This window comes from Rhizobium oryzicola, from assembly GCF_030504645.1.
Lineage (GTDB): Bacteria > Pseudomonadota > Alphaproteobacteria > Rhizobiales > Rhizobiaceae > Neorhizobium > Neorhizobium oryzicola.
Window position 1 is genome coordinate 217833 of record NZ_JAUKWQ010000003.1, and the last position, 15753, is coordinate 233585.

Annotated in this window: 13 protein-coding genes; 7 read left to right on the top strand and 6 right to left on the bottom strand. The window is 61.2% G+C overall.

Annotated features, from left to right (window positions below; genetic code table 11):
• Positions 1 to 38 precede the first annotated feature (38 nt).
• The 3 genes from Q2T52_RS11715 to Q2T52_RS11725 all read left to right on the top strand — a co-directional run bounded on the left by Q2T52_RS11715 (position 39) and on the right by Q2T52_RS11725 (position 2982).
• Positions 39 to 992, top strand: coding sequence for an ABC transporter permease (locus Q2T52_RS11715; protein ID WP_302076919.1), 954 nt, complete (start codon positions 39 to 41; stop codon positions 990 to 992).
• Positions 985 to 1881 (top strand): ABC transporter permease, encoded by an 897-nt coding sequence (locus Q2T52_RS11720; protein WP_302076920.1) that lies wholly within the window; start codon positions 985 to 987, stop codon positions 1879 to 1881. Before Q2T52_RS11715 ends, Q2T52_RS11720 begins: the two co-directional genes overlap by 8 nt.
• A 309-nt stretch (positions 1882 to 2190) precedes the next feature.
• Complete coding sequence (locus Q2T52_RS11725) at positions 2191 to 2982, top strand: SDR family NAD(P)-dependent oxidoreductase (RefSeq protein ID WP_302076922.1); 792 nt, start codon at positions 2191 to 2193, stop codon at positions 2980 to 2982.
• On the opposite strand, the gene Q2T52_RS11730 is transcribed toward Q2T52_RS11725, so the two are convergent.
• Positions 2979 to 5612 (bottom strand): ATP-binding protein, encoded by a 2634-nt coding sequence (locus Q2T52_RS11730; protein WP_302076923.1) that lies wholly within the window; start codon positions 5610 to 5612, stop codon positions 2979 to 2981. The genes Q2T52_RS11725 and Q2T52_RS11730 overlap by 4 nt on opposite strands.
• Before the next feature lie 204 nt (positions 5613 to 5816).
• On the opposite strand from Q2T52_RS11730, the gene Q2T52_RS11735 reads away from it, so the two are divergent.
• From Q2T52_RS11735 to Q2T52_RS11745, 3 genes are all read left to right on the top strand, one after another.
• Positions 5817 to 6749, top strand: a complete 933-nt coding sequence (locus tag Q2T52_RS11735) for an alpha/beta fold hydrolase (RefSeq protein WP_302076924.1) — start codon at positions 5817 to 5819, stop codon at positions 6747 to 6749.
• 86 nt (positions 6750 to 6835) lie between these two features.
• Entirely contained in the window at positions 6836 to 7447 is a 612-nt protein-coding gene (locus Q2T52_RS11740; RefSeq protein ID WP_302076925.1) for a hydrolase, read from the top strand.
• Positions 7448 to 7487: 40 nt separating this feature from the next.
• Entirely contained in the window at positions 7488 to 7997 is a 510-nt protein-coding gene (locus Q2T52_RS11745; protein ID WP_302076926.1) for a hypothetical protein, read from the top strand.
• Between the two features lie 64 nt (positions 7998 to 8061).
• On the opposite strand, the gene Q2T52_RS11750 is transcribed toward Q2T52_RS11745, so the two are convergent.
• Positions 8062 to 8826: an SDR family oxidoreductase gene (locus Q2T52_RS11750; protein ID WP_302076927.1), complete on the bottom strand. Its 765-nt coding sequence runs from the start codon at positions 8824 to 8826 to the stop codon at positions 8062 to 8064.
• Positions 8827 to 8949: 123 nt separating this feature from the next.
• Here Q2T52_RS11750 and Q2T52_RS11755 point away from each other — a divergent pair, with 123 nt between their 5' ends.
• Positions 8950 to 9861: a LysR family transcriptional regulator gene (locus Q2T52_RS11755; protein WP_302077269.1), complete on the top strand. Its 912-nt coding sequence runs from the start codon at positions 8950 to 8952 to the stop codon at positions 9859 to 9861.
• 413 nt (positions 9862 to 10274) lie between these two features.
• Here Q2T52_RS11755 and Q2T52_RS11760 read toward each other — a convergent pair whose 3' ends face one another.
• The 4 genes from Q2T52_RS11760 to Q2T52_RS11775 are packed head-to-tail and all read right to left on the bottom strand — an operon-like array spanning position 10275 to position 15602.
• Positions 10275 to 10883: a cysteine hydrolase family protein gene (locus Q2T52_RS11760; protein ID WP_302076928.1), complete on the bottom strand. Its 609-nt coding sequence runs from the start codon at positions 10881 to 10883 to the stop codon at positions 10275 to 10277.
• Complete coding sequence (locus tag Q2T52_RS11765; RefSeq protein ID WP_302076929.1) at positions 10883 to 12955, bottom strand: hydantoinase/oxoprolinase family protein; 2073 nt, start codon at positions 12953 to 12955, stop codon at positions 10883 to 10885. The genes Q2T52_RS11760 and Q2T52_RS11765 overlap by 1 nt, the downstream gene beginning before the upstream one ends.
• Positions 12952 to 14688, bottom strand: a complete 1737-nt coding sequence (locus tag Q2T52_RS11770; RefSeq protein WP_302076930.1) for a hydantoinase B/oxoprolinase family protein — start codon at positions 14686 to 14688, stop codon at positions 12952 to 12954. The genes Q2T52_RS11765 and Q2T52_RS11770 overlap by 4 nt, the downstream gene beginning before the upstream one ends.
• Positions 14685 to 15602: an isocitrate lyase/PEP mutase family protein gene (locus Q2T52_RS11775; protein ID WP_302076931.1), complete on the bottom strand. Its 918-nt coding sequence runs from the start codon at positions 15600 to 15602 to the stop codon at positions 14685 to 14687. The genes Q2T52_RS11770 and Q2T52_RS11775 overlap by 4 nt, the downstream gene beginning before the upstream one ends.
• Positions 15603 to 15753 lie beyond the last annotated feature (151 nt).

The following is a 15753-nucleotide window of genomic DNA, read 5'->3' on the forward strand; positions in this document are numbered from 1 at the left end:
CACCGGCGGGGGGCCTTGCCGCGACCGGGAACGTCATCATGAGCCTCAGCTATATCATCCGGCGCGTGCTCGGTACGATCCCGCTTCTGTTCGGCATTTCGCTGATCCTGTTTGCAATCATCCATTTTGCACCGGGAGGTCCGCTCGATGTCTACGCCGACAACCCCTCGGTCAGCAAGGAAGCGCTGGAGCAGATCGCCAAGGCCTACGGCCTCGACCAGCCGGTGCATGTGCAATACGTGCTCTGGCTGAAATCGATGGTCATAGGCGACTGGGGGTATTCGATCCGCACTGGGCGACCGGTCCTGACCGATATCGTCGAACGCTTGCCTCCGACGCTCGAGCTCGGGGGGCTGGCGCTTGTGGTGTCGCTGTTGCTGGCGGTGCCGCTCGGCGTACTGGGTGCCGTCCGCCGCGGCACCAAGGTCGATGGAACCGTAACGATTGCCTCCTTCATCGGCATCTCCACGCCTGTGTTCTGGCTGGCACTTCTGCTGCAGCTCGCCTTCTCCGTCTGGCTCGGCTGGCTGCCATCGGCGGGCTACCAGTCCATCGGCAACGGCAGCTTCCTTGATCGTCTCAGCCACATCGTGTTGCCGGCCAGTGTGCTCTCGCTTGCCACCATCGCCAGCTGGAGCCGCTTCATCCGCGCCGGCATGGCCGATGTCCTGAACCAGGATTATATCCGCACCGCCTATGCCAAAGGCCAGACGTCGTTTGGTGTGATCTTCTTCCATGCCTTGCGCAATGCCATGATCCCGGCCGTCACGGTGATTGCCGTGGATTTCGGAACGGTGATTTCCGGCGCCGTGATCACCGAGACCGTGTTTGCCTGGCCTGGCATCGGCCAGCTTTTCATGGAAAGCATGAACGGGCGAGACTATCCAATGCTGATGGGCCTCATGATGATGGGGTCGGTTGGCATTATCATCGCCAATCTGGTGGCGGACCTGACGTATACGGCGCTTGATCCGAGAATCCGCTATGCATGAAGCTTCCATTACCCAGCCAATCACATCGAATGCACTAGTGCGGCCTCCGCAAAGCTACGGGCGCAGGGCACTGAAACGCTTCCTGAAGCGTAGGCTGGCAGTGATTGGCCTGGTGTTTCTCGTGTTGATGGCGGCCGTTGTGCTGCTGGGGCCGATGCTGTCACACTACGCCTTTGACGAACAGGATTTCGAGATCATTGGCGAACCGGGGGCGATCACCGGCGCCCACTGGCTCGGCACGGACGAACTCGGCCGCGATGCCCTGACACGGTTGATGTATGGCGGGCGGATCTCGCTTTGCGTCGGCCTTGCCGGTGCCGTGCTTTCCACCATCGTCGGCACGCTGGTCGGTGCGGCCTCCGGCTTTTACCGGGGCTGGACGGATACGATTCTCATGCGGTTCACCGATGTGATGATGTCGATCCCGACGCTGCCGATGATCCTGCTTTTGTCCGGCATGTTCCGGCCCGAACCCTGGCTGCTGGTGGTGATTGTCGGGGTACTTATATGGATGGGTACGGCGCGCTTGGTGCGCAGTCAGTTCCTGAGCCTGAGGGAGCGCGAATTCGTGGAGGCGGCCCGCGCTTTGGGAGCAGGCAATCTGCGGCTTATGTTCCGCCATATCCTTCCAAATGCCGTGGGTCCGATTACGGTTGCGGCCACATTGGCAGTCGGCAGTGCGATCATGCTGGAATCGGCACTGTCCTTTCTGGGTTTCGGAATTCAGCCACCGGTACCGACCTGGGGCAATATGCTCAACAGCGCCAGTTCGTGGATCACGGTTGCGCCGTGGCTCGCCTTCCCACCCGGCCTTTGTATTCTTGTCACCGTTCTGTCGGTGAATTTTCTGGGTGACGGTCTGCGTGATGCGCTTGAGCCAAGGGATTGAATTTAGCGAGCTTCTTCCATCTCGGTATTGGCGCGCAGCCTAACCTTGATCAGCCCTGCCTTCGCAGGTTCTTCTGGAACTCAACAACCGGCTGTTCGGTAGACCTCCCAGGTGGATAATTTCCTTTGGTTCCAGAGGAAGCGATCAACGCACATTGAACTTTTCAGAAAAATTTCAGCCTGCGCTCAGGACTTTGACGGCCACCCTCATCAGGATGGTTGCGGATCGAGGATAATACGCGCCGGGTAAATCGAGATCGACCTCGAGGGCCCCTCGGTCATCCTGCCTCCTCAAGATGGATGAAACAGCATGGACCTGAAACTTCAAGGAAAGTCCGTCATTGTGACGGGTGCCACTGGCGGCATTGGACTGGAAATCGCCCGCACATTCTCAAAGGAAGGTGCGACTGTCACCATTCCGGGGCGCTCGCAGAAGAAACTCGATGCGGCAATCGCCGATATCCTGGCATCCGGCGGAGCCGGCGTCAGCGGCGTGCTGGCCGATCCGGCGACAGAAGCGGGCGCCGCAGCCCTGGTTGCCGCCGTGCCGCAGATTGATGTGCTTGTGAACAATCTCGGCATCTACGAGCCGAAGTCCTTCCAGGACATCAGCGATGCCGAGTGGCGGCACATGTTCGAAGTGAATGTCATGAGTGGTGTCAGGCTGTCGCGCGCCTATATGCCGGGCATGCTTGAGCGCAACTGGGGCCGTATCGTCTTCATCTCCAGCGAATCCGGCCTGATGACACCAGGGGAAATGGTTCATTACGGCATGACGAAGACGGCGCAGCTTGCCGTCGCTCGCGGCCTCGCCATCACGGCCAAGGGAACCGGCGTCACGGTCAATTCCGTGATGCCCGGGCCCACCCGCTCCGATGGCATTTTCGATTTCCTGCGGGGCATATCCACAGATCCGAATGCGACGACAGATGAACTCGAAGCCGACTTCTTCCGGTATCATCGGCCAAGTTCGCTCCTGCAAAGGCTTATTCACCCAGAAGAGATCGCAAGCCTCGTTGCCTATGTCGCAAGCCCTCTCGCGTCGGCCACGAACGGAGCAGCGCTTCGCGTCGACGGTGGGGTGACACCGACAATCGTCTAAAGCGTTGCTCGCAGGCGCTCCTGCCAGAGAAGAGCACCTTGCCGCTCCGCCAGACTGCACGCGTCGTCCCAGATCGAACGCGCGTCCAGCAGCACTCCCGGCCCTCGCCGCGACAAGGCGAGGCCCTTCAACCGCAGAAGTTCCGGCAGGCACCACAACTCCTTCGTCCGGCCGGCACGATCAATGGCCTCGTTGAGGATCGTAAGCGCCGCCATCGCGTCACCGGCCGAAAGGTGAGCCCTGGCAAGCTCACCCATCAGACCGCTGTGATACATGGAAAAGGGCACATCCCGGCTCTCGGCGAGCGCCGACTGCAGCTTGATGATACCGCTTTTGAGCGAGCCGGTTCGGGTTTCCAGGCAGGCTCGATAGGCCTCGGACCAAGTCATCCACACTGACAGTCGGTGAGCCTTGGAAACCTCCACGAGTTCCTGGCTATAGAGCGCTGCCGCCTCAAGATGCCCCTGGTCAAGCGCCAGCGGGATCGATGCTTGCGCAAGCGCGTGGCAGATCGAATAGGTATGATCAAGTTCCACCGCGCGTTCGATCGCCTGCCTCGCCACGTCGAGAGCACGCACGGCATCGTTTCTCAGCCAGAGGACGCGCGCATAAAATGCCAGACCTGCGACCTGCTGATCAAAATGGTATCGGCTGGTCGGCAAGTTGCCGGTCGGTTCCTCATAGCCGCCGAGGAACTCCTCCAGTTCTTCTTGTGCCAAATGCTGTTCGCCGACGAGATGATGAATGGAGCCCCGCACACGGCAAGCAATCAGACTGTCGATCCTGCTCCCCGAGGCGGCGGTGACGTTCGTCAGTTCTGCCATGCAGCGCAGTGCATCGTCGTTCAGCCCCGCATTGACGCTCGCGACCCCTAGAGCCCAAAGCGATCTGGTTTGCGCACCACCATCACCGATCCGCCGCGCCTCCGCCAGACCCTGCTGAAGAACCTCTCGCGTCGAGGGCGTCGAGCCGCTGACATAGAGAAGTGCGCAGCCACGCGCGACCGCCAGCTTGACCAGTTCATGCGAAAGATCCGGATGATCCAGAACATGACGACTGGCCTCGTCGGCAAACTCCAGCAACTCGGTGACCAGGGACAAATGCAGCCAAAGGGGTTCGGCAGCGACAACAAGACGGACGGCTGTCACTGCATCATTTCCCTCGCCCAGCGACCATTCCAGGGCCTGCCGGAGGCCGGGCAGGTGCGGCCTGTAGCGTGCGAGCCATTCCACGGTCGTCAGCTTTGCAATATCTGCCTCCAGACGCCCGAAGATCCCCAGCATAAGAGCGGCCTGCCGGGACGCCACGGCGGCATATTCACCGGCATCATCGAGACGTGCGCGCGCAAACTGACGCATGGGTTCAAGCAGATGAAACAGGCTGCCCTGCTCCGTCGCCTCGACGGTCAGCAGGGATTTGGCAACCAGCGAGGACAGAACGTTCACCAGCTTGCCCCTCGGCATGGCGGTGACTGCCGCCGCCGCCTCGGCTGTAAACTGCCCGGATAGCAGGCCAAGCGCCCTGAACACCATCTGCTCCGGCGGTGTCAAAAGCCTGTAACTCCATTCGATGGTCGCCTCCATCGTCTGCTGCCGCGGAGCCGCTGCGCGGCGAGAAACGCCGAGAATGGACAGGGAGGTCGCAAGTTCACGCAACACCTCTCGCACGCCCAATGTGCGTGCTGCCGCTGCGGCCATTTCGATGGCCAGAGGAATGCCATCGACCCGGCGGCAGATCTCGACCAGTTGCGACAGCTCCCTCTGGAGCACCAAGGGACCGCCAGCGGCGAGGAGACGTTGCACGAAAAGCTGAACCGCCGTGGACGAAAGACACTCCTGCAGCGGCGCCCCCTCTCTCGGCAGGCCAAGTGCCGGAATGCCGATGATACGCTCGCCGTCGACCTCCAGCGCCTGCCTGCTCGTTGCCAGAATGCGGACGCCCGGACACCCCGACAGCAGCTCAAGCGCTATTGCAGCCACAGCGTCCAGAAGATGTTCGCAGTTATCCAGCAAAATAAGACATGTCTTGCCGGATAGGGCCTGCACGAGAGACCGAACATCACCCGGATCGCTCAGATTGACGTCCAAAACACCGGCGATCGCGGGACTAATAAACCGCTCACTGTCGACGGGGGCAAGTTCCACCATCCAGACGCCATCCGGGAACTGCTCAAGCACGGCCGAAGCCGCGACCCGCGAGAGCCTGGATTTTCCAAAGCCGCCGGGGCCGATCAGCGTGACAAGCCGATGCTGGTTGAGCGACGCGCAAATTTCGGTCTTGAGGTCATCCCGAGCCACAAGACTGGAAAGATCCGGTTTAAGGTTGGTCGGCGGCGGCAGGCGCGACGCTTCCACATCCACAAGACAATAGCCCCTCCCCGCCACGGTCTTGATCAGGTTCCGGTCGCTGCCGAGGGAGCGCCTCAGGGCGTGAATCTGAGCCTCGATGGCATTGTCATTGACAAAGCGCCCCTCCCAGACACGCTCGATCAACGTGTCCTTTGTGACGATCGCACCTTTTGCCTCCACCAAGGCAACGAGAACATCGAAAGCACGACCGCCGAGCGAAATGACGTCATGGCCGTTGACCAGACATCGGCGCTCCCGGTCGATCGCATAACGGCCAAACATCGGAACGACCATCTCCATCGGTTAGCGCAGCAGTTGCCAATGCGGCTTGTTTTTCAGAAGTTTTAAGATCCTCATAAGGACTTCAACCTCCGGCACCGTCAAGATGCACCCGCACCCGGAAGATGAACCGCGTTCTGGGGCATAGCTTTACCCATCACAGGCGCGCAGTTCACGCACGGAAATTTTGCTGCCAGGAGTTGATAAATGAAGTTGCCTTCCATCCTCGCGCTCGGCGCCACGCTCGGCGCCACGCTCGTTGCCGCTCCAGCATTTGCGGATGTTGAGCCGTTCCCGAAAGACTTCCAGACGAAGATGATCAAGGTGGAAGACGCCGAGCTTTACGTACGCGTCGGGGGGCAAGGGCCGGCAGTCGTCCTACTGCATGGATATGGCGAGACGGGAGACATGTGGGCTCCCTTGGCCGCACGTCTCGCCGCCAGGCATACGGTGATCGTCCCGGACCTGCGGGGCATGGGTCTGTCGTCGCATCCCAAGGGCGGCTTCGACAAGGCAAATCAGGGGCATGACATCACGTCCGTTGTTGATGCACTGCATGTCGACCAGTTCGATCTTGTCACCCACGACATCGGGAACATGGTGGGTTTCGCACTTGCCACGCAAATTCCCAAACGCGTGACAAGCTTTACGCTGATGGATGCGCCGGTCCCCGGGGTTGGCCCCTGGGAGGAGATCCTCAAGAACCCGCTGCTCTGGCATTTTCGCTTTGGCGGCCCGGACATGGAGCGGCTCGTCGCGGGACGTGAACGGATCTACCTGGACCGGTTCTGGAATGAATTCTCCGCCGATCCGAAGCGCTTCGATGAGGCCTCGCGAAAGCACTATGCCAAACTCTACGCCCGGCCTGGCGCGATGCATTCCGGCTTTGCGCAATTCGCGGCCTTCGACCAGGACGCCATCGACAACAGGACATGGCTGGCCAAGGGCGAAAAGCTGCCCATGCCGGTGCTCGCCATTGGCGGTGAGAAATCTTTCGGAACAATGATGGCCACGGTCATGCAGCCGGCCGCGTCCAATGTCCAAGGCGCGGTGATCAAGGCCTCCGGCCACTGGCTGATGGAGGAACAACCGAAAGCCACAGTCGATGTCATCGAAAAATTCATCGACAGCAAGAAGTGACGGCAGCCAAGCCAGCTTCGTCCCAACCGGCCACGCCCTGGCTGCATGAGCGCGTTTCCGAATTCTCTTACAGAAAGGTCCTGCCCATGACCTCGCCTGCCAAAATCCGCAATCCGGTGGAAGATCATATGCTCACACCGGAAAATGCCGCCCTCGTCATCATCGATTTCCAGCCCGTGCAGGTCGCTTCCGTTGTGACGATGGAACGCCGGCAGCTCGTTGCCAACGTTGTGGCGGTCGCAAGGACCGCAAAACTTTACGGACTGCCGATCGTCCTTTCGACCGTGAATGTGGAAACCGGGCGCAACCAGCCGACCATTCATCAGCTCAGGGAAGTCCTTCCCGATGCTGTGGCGATCGACAGGACATCGATCAATGCCTGGGAGGACACAGAGTTCGCAGATGCCGTGCGCGCCACCGGGCGCCGCAAGCTGATCATGGTGGCACTCTGGACTGAAGTCTGTCTGGTCTTTCCCGCTCTCGACGCGCTGAAAGAGGGTTTCGAGGTTTATCCGATCGTCGATGCCGTTGCAGGAACCTCTCATGAAGCGCATGCTGCAGGTCTTGATCGGATCCTGCAGGCAGGGGCCAAGCCGATCAGCTGGATACAACTTGCCTGCGAACTGCAGCGAGATTGGGCGCGGGAAGCCACTGTGCCCGGCTTCGCCGAAATCGTCTTCGCAGCAATCCATCCGTAATGACCAACGCATCATCAAGTCATGGCTCGAGGGGGTTCACATGTCTGCAGTCCTGGTGCTTACTCTTTTTCATGTACTGATCAGTCTTGTTGCCGTTGTCGCAGGTGTCGTCCTTATCCGCCGCCTGATCGAAAACGGTGATGATCGCATTCTGGCCCAGTGGTTCCTGGTCACGATCGCGGTGACGCTCGTGACCGGCTTCCTGTTTCCGTTCAACGGGATTACGCCGGCGATCAATGTCGGCATCCTGTGTACGGTCATCCTCATGGTGACGCTCTATGCCCGCTACCGGGGAAGACTGGCTGGCTTCTGGCGGCCCGTCTATGTGGCGGGTGTCACGCTCCTGATGTTCTTCAACACACTGGTGCTGATCATCCAGTCGTTTCAGAAGATCGGGCCCTTGCACGCGCTGGCGCCGCTGGGCAACGAGCCTGCGATCTTGGCCTGTCAGGTCATCCTTCTGCTCGTCTCTCTGGCTGCCGGCATTTTTGCGGTATGGAGGTTTCGTCCGTCCTTGTCGGTCCCCGGCGCCACGTTTCCGTCGGCCTGATAAGGCTTGCCGGCTGAACGGATAGGCGGACGACAGCCATCGCCCGCCTATCTGGCTCAAAAGTTCAGGTCCGCGTGATCGATGTGCCGCCATCCACCAGCGATGCGGTGCCGGTGACGAAGCTCGCATCGTCGGAGGCAAGATACAGCACGGATTTCGCAATTTCCTCGGCCGTTGCAACCCGCTTCAGCGCATGCAGCGCGGTGATGAAGGCCTGCTTTTCCGGCGTGTCGTTCATTTCCCGGTACATATCCGTGTCGACTGCTCCGGGCAGGATAGAATTGACGCGGATGTTCTTCGAACCGAATTCGGCAGCCAACGCTTGCGTGAGTCCAATCAAGCCAGACTTGCTGGCGGAATAGGCTGCGACTCCGGGGAAGGAATAGCTGTAGCCGACAAAGGTCGAGGTAAAGATCATCGAGCCCGCGCCATTCTTCTCCATCGCGGCTGCCTGGTGCTTGGCTGCGAGGAACGACGCTGTCAGGTTGATGGCCAGCGTATCGGCAAAACCGTGTTCTGAAACACCTGTCGTCGGCCCGGCTTCGCCCAGAGTGCCGGCATTGTTGAAGGCGATGTCGAGCTTTCCATAGCGCTCGACAGCGGTCGCCACCAGGCGCCGATGATAGTCTTCCTCACGAACGTCTCCGGCGACCGCAATCGCCTGGCCGCCTGCGGCCTCGATCTCGGCAACGAGTGTGTCGAGTTCCGCCTGTCGGCGGGCACCGACCACCACCTTCGCTCCCTCGGCAGCAAAGAGCTTTGCCGTTGCCCTGCCAATGCCGGAACTTGCGCCAGTGACGATGGTAACCTTGTTCTTCAGCCGTGTCATTTTCTTTGTCTCCATTCGGGAGCAGCACCTGCCGCTCCGTTCGATGGACTGAAGATGGCACCTTGCCATTGTTCGGATTAGGCGGCAGATATTGGAACTGAAATCCGGAGATGCGGAACGATGCTGATGCGAACGGAAGGGATTGTGACCTTTGTGGCCGTTGTGGAATGCGGCTCCATCAGCGAAGCCGCACGGCGGCTGAGGCTATCAAAATCGGTCGTCAGCGAGCGGCTTGCCGAACTTGAGAAGACCCTCGGCGGCATGCTTCTGCAAAGGACCACCCGGAAGCTCACCTTGACCGAAAGCGGCCAAGCCTTTCTAGAGCGTGCACGCCGTATTGCCCAGGAAATGGAAGCGGCGGCAGAAGAGATGTCGGAGCGACGGGGTGAGATTGCAGGCCCCTTGCGCATCGCAGCTCCCGTCACCTTCGGCCGAATGCATCTTGGCCCCGCGCTCTATCCGTTTTTGGTTCAGCACCCAAACCTTGAACTCACGCTTGATATCGACGATCGCAGGGTGGACCCGGCCGCCGACGGCTACGACGCCATCATTCGCCATGGTCCCATATCCGAGTCACGCCTGATCGCCTGGAAGCTGGCACGAAGCCGCCGGATGCTGACTGCCTCAGTCGACTACCTCACGCGGTTCGGCACGCCTCGCACACTGCAGGATCTCGAAAATCACAGGGGCATATTCTATACAAACCGCGGGATTGCCGACTGGCGATTTCAGACGACCAGGGGCAATGTCATTGTGCGGGCAAAGCTCGGCCTTGCGATCAACAATGGCGACATGATGCGCGACGCCGCGATAGCGGGCCTCGGTCTGGCGCTCTTGCCGGCATTCATCGCCGGCCCCGCCATCCGGGATGGATTGCTGCAGGAAGTAGAGGTCGATCACAAGCCGGAACCGGAATTCATCTTCATGGCCCATCCGCAGGGGCGCAAGCCACCTGCAAAGCTGCGCGCCATCGCCGATCACCTGAAAACCGCGTTTGGCAATCCGCCCTATTGGGATCCTCAGGCGGAAAATTGAGTATCGAGCCTCAACGGCCGGGTATGTGCGGACGCCATACTCCAAAAGGTTGTGTCCAGCCGGATATGACATCATACATAGCCAGAGATTGTGGTGGAGCAGGCCCAAGTGACGCTCGGCCTCGGTCGTGAGCCGAGCTTCGGCGATCGGTTGCGTTGCCGGTCATGAGCGCTTGAAGAAGCCAGCATTGCCAAAGGCAAGGGTTCACCTCTGATACCAAGTGTCGACGATAGGCACCGATTGCTTGGGAGCGAAGACCTTCATCCAGAACCGGCACTTTGCTGTTCGGATTGAGGGAACGGAATTCCCGTGCTTCTATTCGCCTTTGCCGACGTTTAGCTGCTTCAGTTCATAGGGCAGGCCCGGTTCTTGCAAGGCAATCGCGACCTTGGCATTATTTGTGACAGAGCAGATCAACGCGCCAACTCGTTCTTTACCTCCGCAATGGTCGCGACCCGGCAGACAGGCTTCAGCGCGGCAATTGCGGTGTCATGCACCTCGGGCGAAAAGGCGGCGCAGCCGTCTGAGAGAACCGTCACGTCGAAATCGCGCACATGTGCATCCCGGACCGTCGAGGCGACACCGCCATTGGTGACGATGCCGCAGATGATGACCTTGCGGATATCGCATTTGCGGAGCACCCACTCCAGCCGCGTCATGTAGAAGGCGGAATAGGCGACCTTTTCGATGCTGATATCGGCGGGTGCCAGCCTGTCCACCAGACGGTGCCCCCAGGAGCCCGGCGCGAAATCGCCCTTTGCCAGGAAGGGCCTCAGCGTCTTCAGATGCGGGGAGATCAGCGGTTCGCCGCCCTTCAGCGGCACCAGCGTGAACTGGGTCGAGATGATCCAGCCACCGGCCGCCCGGATCTGCTCGGCAAGCGGTGCCAGCCGTTCTGGTAGCGCCGCAATCTCTGGAGATGTCTGACCCGCTCGGCCATAGGCGCCTTGCGGGTCGAGAAAATCATTCTGGAGATCAACGATCAGGAGCCCGGTCTGGGCCGCAGAAATATGCTCTTCCATCAACGCCTCTCGATGATGACATTGCCAAGTTCATCCACCCGCGCAGTCAGATCCGGATCGACAAGCACCGTGGCATCCGGCTGTTCGAGGATGGCCGGACCATTGATCAGGGCGCCAACCGGCAATTCCAGGCGGGCATAGATGGCTGTGTCGTGCCAAGCTCCGTCAAACCAGACCGGACGGCTGCCGCGCGCTGCCTTTTCCACTGAGCATTCTGCATCAGGTGCAAGCGCCTTCAGGCTGAAATGCGGGCGACGGCCGATTGCGGCGGTGCGCAGGTTGACAATCTTCGCCTTCAATCCGGGCAGAAGCCGGCTGAAGGAGGCACGATAGGCGGTATCGAAGGCGTCCTGCACGAGTTGGCGGGTGACACCCGTGGACCCGTTGGCAATCGAGAGCGGCAGCGGCACGGAGACGGTATGGGTCTGGCCGACATAATGCATGTCGAGTTCGAACAGGATGTCGACGCGGTCCATCTGAAGGCCGGCCTCATGCACGATACGACCTGCAGCTTCCGCCTCCGCAACCATGCGTGCGTCAAGCACGGCTTCATCCAGGGCATCCACCGTGAGGTTCACCGTCTGCACCTGATCATGTCTGATATCGGCGATCACGCAGCCGAGTGCCGAGGTGACACCCGGATACCGCGGCACGAGTGCCGCCTGCAGGCCAACATCCTTGATCAGCGCACCCGCATGCAGCGCGCCGCCGCCGCCGAAGGGCACGGCCACGAACTTTGCCGGGTCGTGCCCACGTTCGATGGAGACAAGGCGGATGGCCCCCGCCATGCGTCCGTCAGCCACGCGCACGATCGCTTCCGCCGCTTCCATGACGCCGAGGCCACATGGCCCAGCCACATGCTCCGCGATGGCAGCCTTTGCGGCTTCGACGTCCAGCCGCGACAGCTTGCCGCCGATCGGACGTTCGGCATTGATACGGCCGAGAACGATGTTGGCGTCCGTCAGGGTCGGGCGGGTATTGCCCTGTCCGTAGGCGACCGGACCGGGACGGGAGCCTGCGCTTTCCGGCCCGACCTGCAAGAGGCCACCGGCATCGACATGCGCAATCGAGCCGCCGCCAGCGCCGATCGTGGTGATCTCGATCATCGGCGTGCGGACGACAAGACCGAAATCGATCGTGGTCTGGGCGGCAAGCGAGGTCTGCCCGTCAACGACCAGCGACACGTCGAAAGAGGTGCCGCCGAGATCGCCGGTGATGATGTTGGGATAGCCTGCCGCCTTGGAGATCGCCGCTGCTGCAATAACGCCCGCAGCCGGGCCGGATAGTGCGGTTCGCACCGGCAACCGGCTGGCGGTTTCGGTCGACATGACACCGCCATTTGACTGAACGATATGGAAGGGACCGGCAAAGGCCTCGCCTTTCAGTGCATCCTGCAGCTTGCCGAGATAGCCGCCCACGACGGGTTGGAGATAGGCATTCAGTGCCGTGGTGGAGGTTCGTTCGAACTCGCGGATTTCCGGCAGGATCTGCGCCGACGAGGCGAGATTGCCATTCGGCCAGACGGAGCGCGCCGCCTCCAACGCTGCCAGTTCATTGGCGGGATTGGCATAGGCATTGATGAAGCAGATGGCGAGCGCCTCGGCACCAGCGGCGAGCGCTTTCAGCGCCGCAGCGCGAACTTCCTCGGGATCGAGCGCCTCTCGCACCGTTCCGTCCGCAAGCACGCGCTCGCTGACCTCGAAACGCATGTCGCGTTCAATGACGGGAATGAAATCCCCCCACAGGCCCCAGGTGTTCAGACGGTCGCGGCGGCGCATTTCAAGCACGTCGCGGAAGCCCTTTGTGGTGATCAGCGCGGTTCTCGCACCCTTGCGCTCCAGAAGCGCATTCGTGCCGACGGTCGTGCCGTGCACGATGGAGCCGAGATCGGCAATGGCGCCGAAGGATTTCAGCCCTTCGATGAAACCGACCGCTTCGTCACCACGATTGGAGGACACTTTCGCGGTGCGAAATTTGCCGGTCGCCTCTTCATAGTAGAAGAGATCGGTAAACGTGCCGCCGACATCGACGCCGACGACCGCGCCGTTCAAGCTCTTGATATGGCTGTTCATGCGGCTTTTCCTTCACGTAAGATATTGGTCGCCGTCACATCGACCTGTCCGTCCTTGTCGATCTCGACGCCATAGACTTTCCGGGCATTCTCGCGGTTGACGAAGCCGAGGCGGACGTCGCGCGCAACCTTTTCCGGTGCGCGGGTCAGCGGATTGCCGTAGCCGCCGCCGCCAGGCGATTCGATGCGCACCTTCTGGCCGGCGCGAACCCGAACGTCTGTAACCTTGGAGGCGAGCGGCGGCGAGCGCTCGCCATCCTCGCTCTCCCAGGTGAAGCGGTTGAGGCCGCCTTCCATGCCTCCGGCAACGCCCGGCGGGGCATAGACACCGCGTTCCCCCAAGAGAAACACGTCGGCATCGGTCAGCGTCTCGACTTCATAGACGGAGCCAACGCCGCCGCGATGGTAGCCTGCACCAGCGGAATCCGGCCGCAAGGCCCATTGCGTGAAGACGACGGGATAGGAGGCTTCCAGGATTTCCGCGGGCGGAATGGTCGCCATCGAAATCGGGTTGTTGGCGTGGTTCAATCCGTCGCTTTCCGGATTGCCGCCGAGCCCACCGCCGAAGAAGGAGAACATCACATAGCGGGAGCCGTCGCCGCGGTAGCCTGCGATCGACAGCGCATTGATCGTGCCGAAGGGCGCCGCTGTTGCGCGGGAAGGATCGGCCTTGGCAAGCGCACCAAACACGACACCGATGACGCGCAGGATGGTTTCCGTGTAACCGCCGACCGGCTTCGGCGGCTTCACGCCGAGCAGTGTCGTTTCGGGGATCACGAAGGTGATCGGGCGCAGGCAGCCGGCATTGGCCGGCACGGACGTGAAGACGTGTTTCAGCGCCACGTAGCAGCAGGCGGCAGCGGTCGAATAGGCGATGTTGAGCGGACCGGCGCAAGGGGCGGACGAGCGCGAGAAATCGAGCACCATCTCATCGCCATTGATGGTGAGATCAAGTGCGATGGTGAGGCGTTCCGGCGTGATGCCGTCATTGTCGAGGTAATCCTCGAAACTGTAGGTGCCGTCCGGTAGCGCCCGGATGGCATCGCGCATCATGGCGTCAGCGCGATCAGAGAAGACATCGAAGGCCTGCGCGACCGTCTTGTCGCCATAGGCATCGAGCAGTTCCGATAGCCGCCGCTCGCCGAGATCAAGCGCGTTCAGTTGCCCGTTCAGGTCGCCGTAATTGGAGGTGGGCACGCGGGAATTGGCGGCCAGAATGTCGAGGAGGTCGCGGTTCATGACGCCCTTTGACACCAGCTTGACCGGCGGGATGCGGACGCCTTCCTGGAAGCTTTCGGTAGCCTTGGCGTTGAATCCACCAGGCACGTTGCCGCCGATGTCCAGCCAGTGGCCGACAGAGGCGATCCAGCAATAGAGCGTGCCGCCGCGAAACACCGGGCGTACCAGGCGGAAGTCGTTCAGATGCGTGCCGCCGGCATAGGGGTCATTGAAGATGTAGGTGTCGCCGGGGTTGAGGTCGCCATCGACGGCGACCTTGTCGATCACGGCCTTCACGGCGAATGCCATGGCACCCACGAAGATCGGCAGGCCGCGGGTACCCTGCACCAGCGTTGCACCGGTCTCGGCATGATAGAGGCCGTGGCATGCATCGCGGGCTTCGGCAATGATCGGATTGAAGGCGGAGCGGTAGAGCGTGGCGTCCATCTCGTCGGCAATCTGCTCCAGACGGCCGTTCAGGATGGTGAGCGTGACGGGATCAAGAGCGCTTTTCATGCGGCGTCGTCTTTCGTGTTGCCCTTGGAGGATGGAGATGGACGAGCTGCGTCGAACTGTTCGTAGCGGCGGCCAAGGTCCAGCATTTGCGGCGTGCCAATGAGATCGTTCAGCATGCCGAAATCGAACATCCGGCTGGAGAAGGGGGCATTGGTGCCGTGCTCGTGCAGCGATGCGTAATAGTCCTGCGCGGTGCGGGCCAGCGCGCGCACAATGCCACCGGGGAAGATCACGATGCTGTAGCCCATCTGGCCCAACTCGGCGGCGGAGAACATCGGCGTATTGCCGCCTTCCACCATGTTGGCCAACAGCGGGCGACGACCGGCAAGGGCGGTGCTGACGGCGGTCAGTTGCTCGGCGGAGCGCGGCGCTTCGACAAATAGTATGTCGGCGCCTGCCTCGGCATAAAGCGCGGCGCGGTCGATCGCTGCCTCCAGTCCTTCGATGGCGACTGCGTCGGTGCGTGCGATGATCAGGGTGTCCTCGGAGGCTCGCGCATCGACAGCCGCCTTCACCTTGCCGGCCATTTCCTGGGCTGAGACGATGCTCTTATCCTGTAGATGGCCGCAGCGCTTCGGCAGCGTCTGGTCTTCCAGCTGGATGGCGCTGGCACCGGCCCGTTCAAAGGTCTTCACGGTGCGCTGCACGTTGAGCGCGTTGCCGTAACCATTGTCGGCGTCGACAATCAGTGGCGTTTCCACCCGCTGGCGAACGAGGCTGATGACATCAGCGACTTCGGTCATGGAAACGAGCCCGATATCCGGTCGACCGAGCCGGGTGTAGGCAATCGCGGCGCCTGAAAGATAGAGCGCGGAAAAGCCGGCATCCGTGGCGATCGATGCCGTCAGCGCATCGAAGACGCCGGGTGCGACGATCGTTCGGCCATCCGAGAGATGTTTTTTGAGAGGCGTCATGTTCTGTCCTTCATCGCGAGAGCAACGGCAAAGCGTTGCGATCCGGCGGATTGGTCGCGGCCGCGTTTGTCGCGACGGCGGGCGGTGTCGGCATCCGGTCTTTGTCGCGTTGCCAAACTTCGGCGACGCGATCGGAATGGCGGTGCAAGGA

Bases quoted from the DNA above. Each gene is read 5' to 3' on its own strand.
- Q2T52_RS11715 (WP_302076919.1), top strand. From the start codon at position 39: ATGAGCCTCAGCTATATCATCCGGCGCGTGCTCGGTACGATCCCGCTT.
- Q2T52_RS11720 (WP_302076920.1), top strand. From the start codon at position 985: ATGCATGAAGCTTCCATTACCCAGCCAATCACATCGAATGCACTAGTG.
- Q2T52_RS11725 (WP_302076922.1), top strand. From the start codon at position 2,191: ATGGACCTGAAACTTCAAGGAAAGTCCGTCATTGTGACGGGTGCCACT.
- Q2T52_RS11730 (WP_302076923.1), bottom strand. From the start codon at position 5,612: ATGTTTGGCCGTTATGCGATCGACCGGGAGCGCCGATGTCTGGTCAAC.
- Q2T52_RS11735 (WP_302076924.1), top strand. From the start codon at position 5,817: ATGAAGTTGCCTTCCATCCTCGCGCTCGGCGCCACGCTCGGCGCCACG.
- Q2T52_RS11740 (WP_302076925.1), top strand. From the start codon at position 6,836: ATGACCTCGCCTGCCAAAATCCGCAATCCGGTGGAAGATCATATGCTC.
- Q2T52_RS11745 (WP_302076926.1), top strand. From the start codon at position 7,488: ATGTCTGCAGTCCTGGTGCTTACTCTTTTTCATGTACTGATCAGTCTT.
- Q2T52_RS11750 (WP_302076927.1), bottom strand. From the start codon at position 8,826: ATGACACGGCTGAAGAACAAGGTTACCATCGTCACTGGCGCAAGTTCC.
- Q2T52_RS11760 (WP_302076928.1), bottom strand. From the start codon at position 10,883: ATGGAAGAGCATATTTCTGCGGCCCAGACCGGGCTCCTGATCGTTGAT.
- Q2T52_RS11765 (WP_302076929.1), bottom strand. From the start codon at position 12,955: ATGAACAGCCATATCAAGAGCTTGAACGGCGCGGTCGTCGGCGTCGAT.
- Q2T52_RS11770 (WP_302076930.1), bottom strand. From the start codon at position 14,688: ATGAAAAGCGCTCTTGATCCCGTCACGCTCACCATCCTGAACGGCCGT.
- Q2T52_RS11775 (WP_302076931.1), bottom strand. From the start codon at position 15,602: ATGACGCCTCTCAAAAAACATCTCTCGGATGGCCGAACGATCGTCGCA.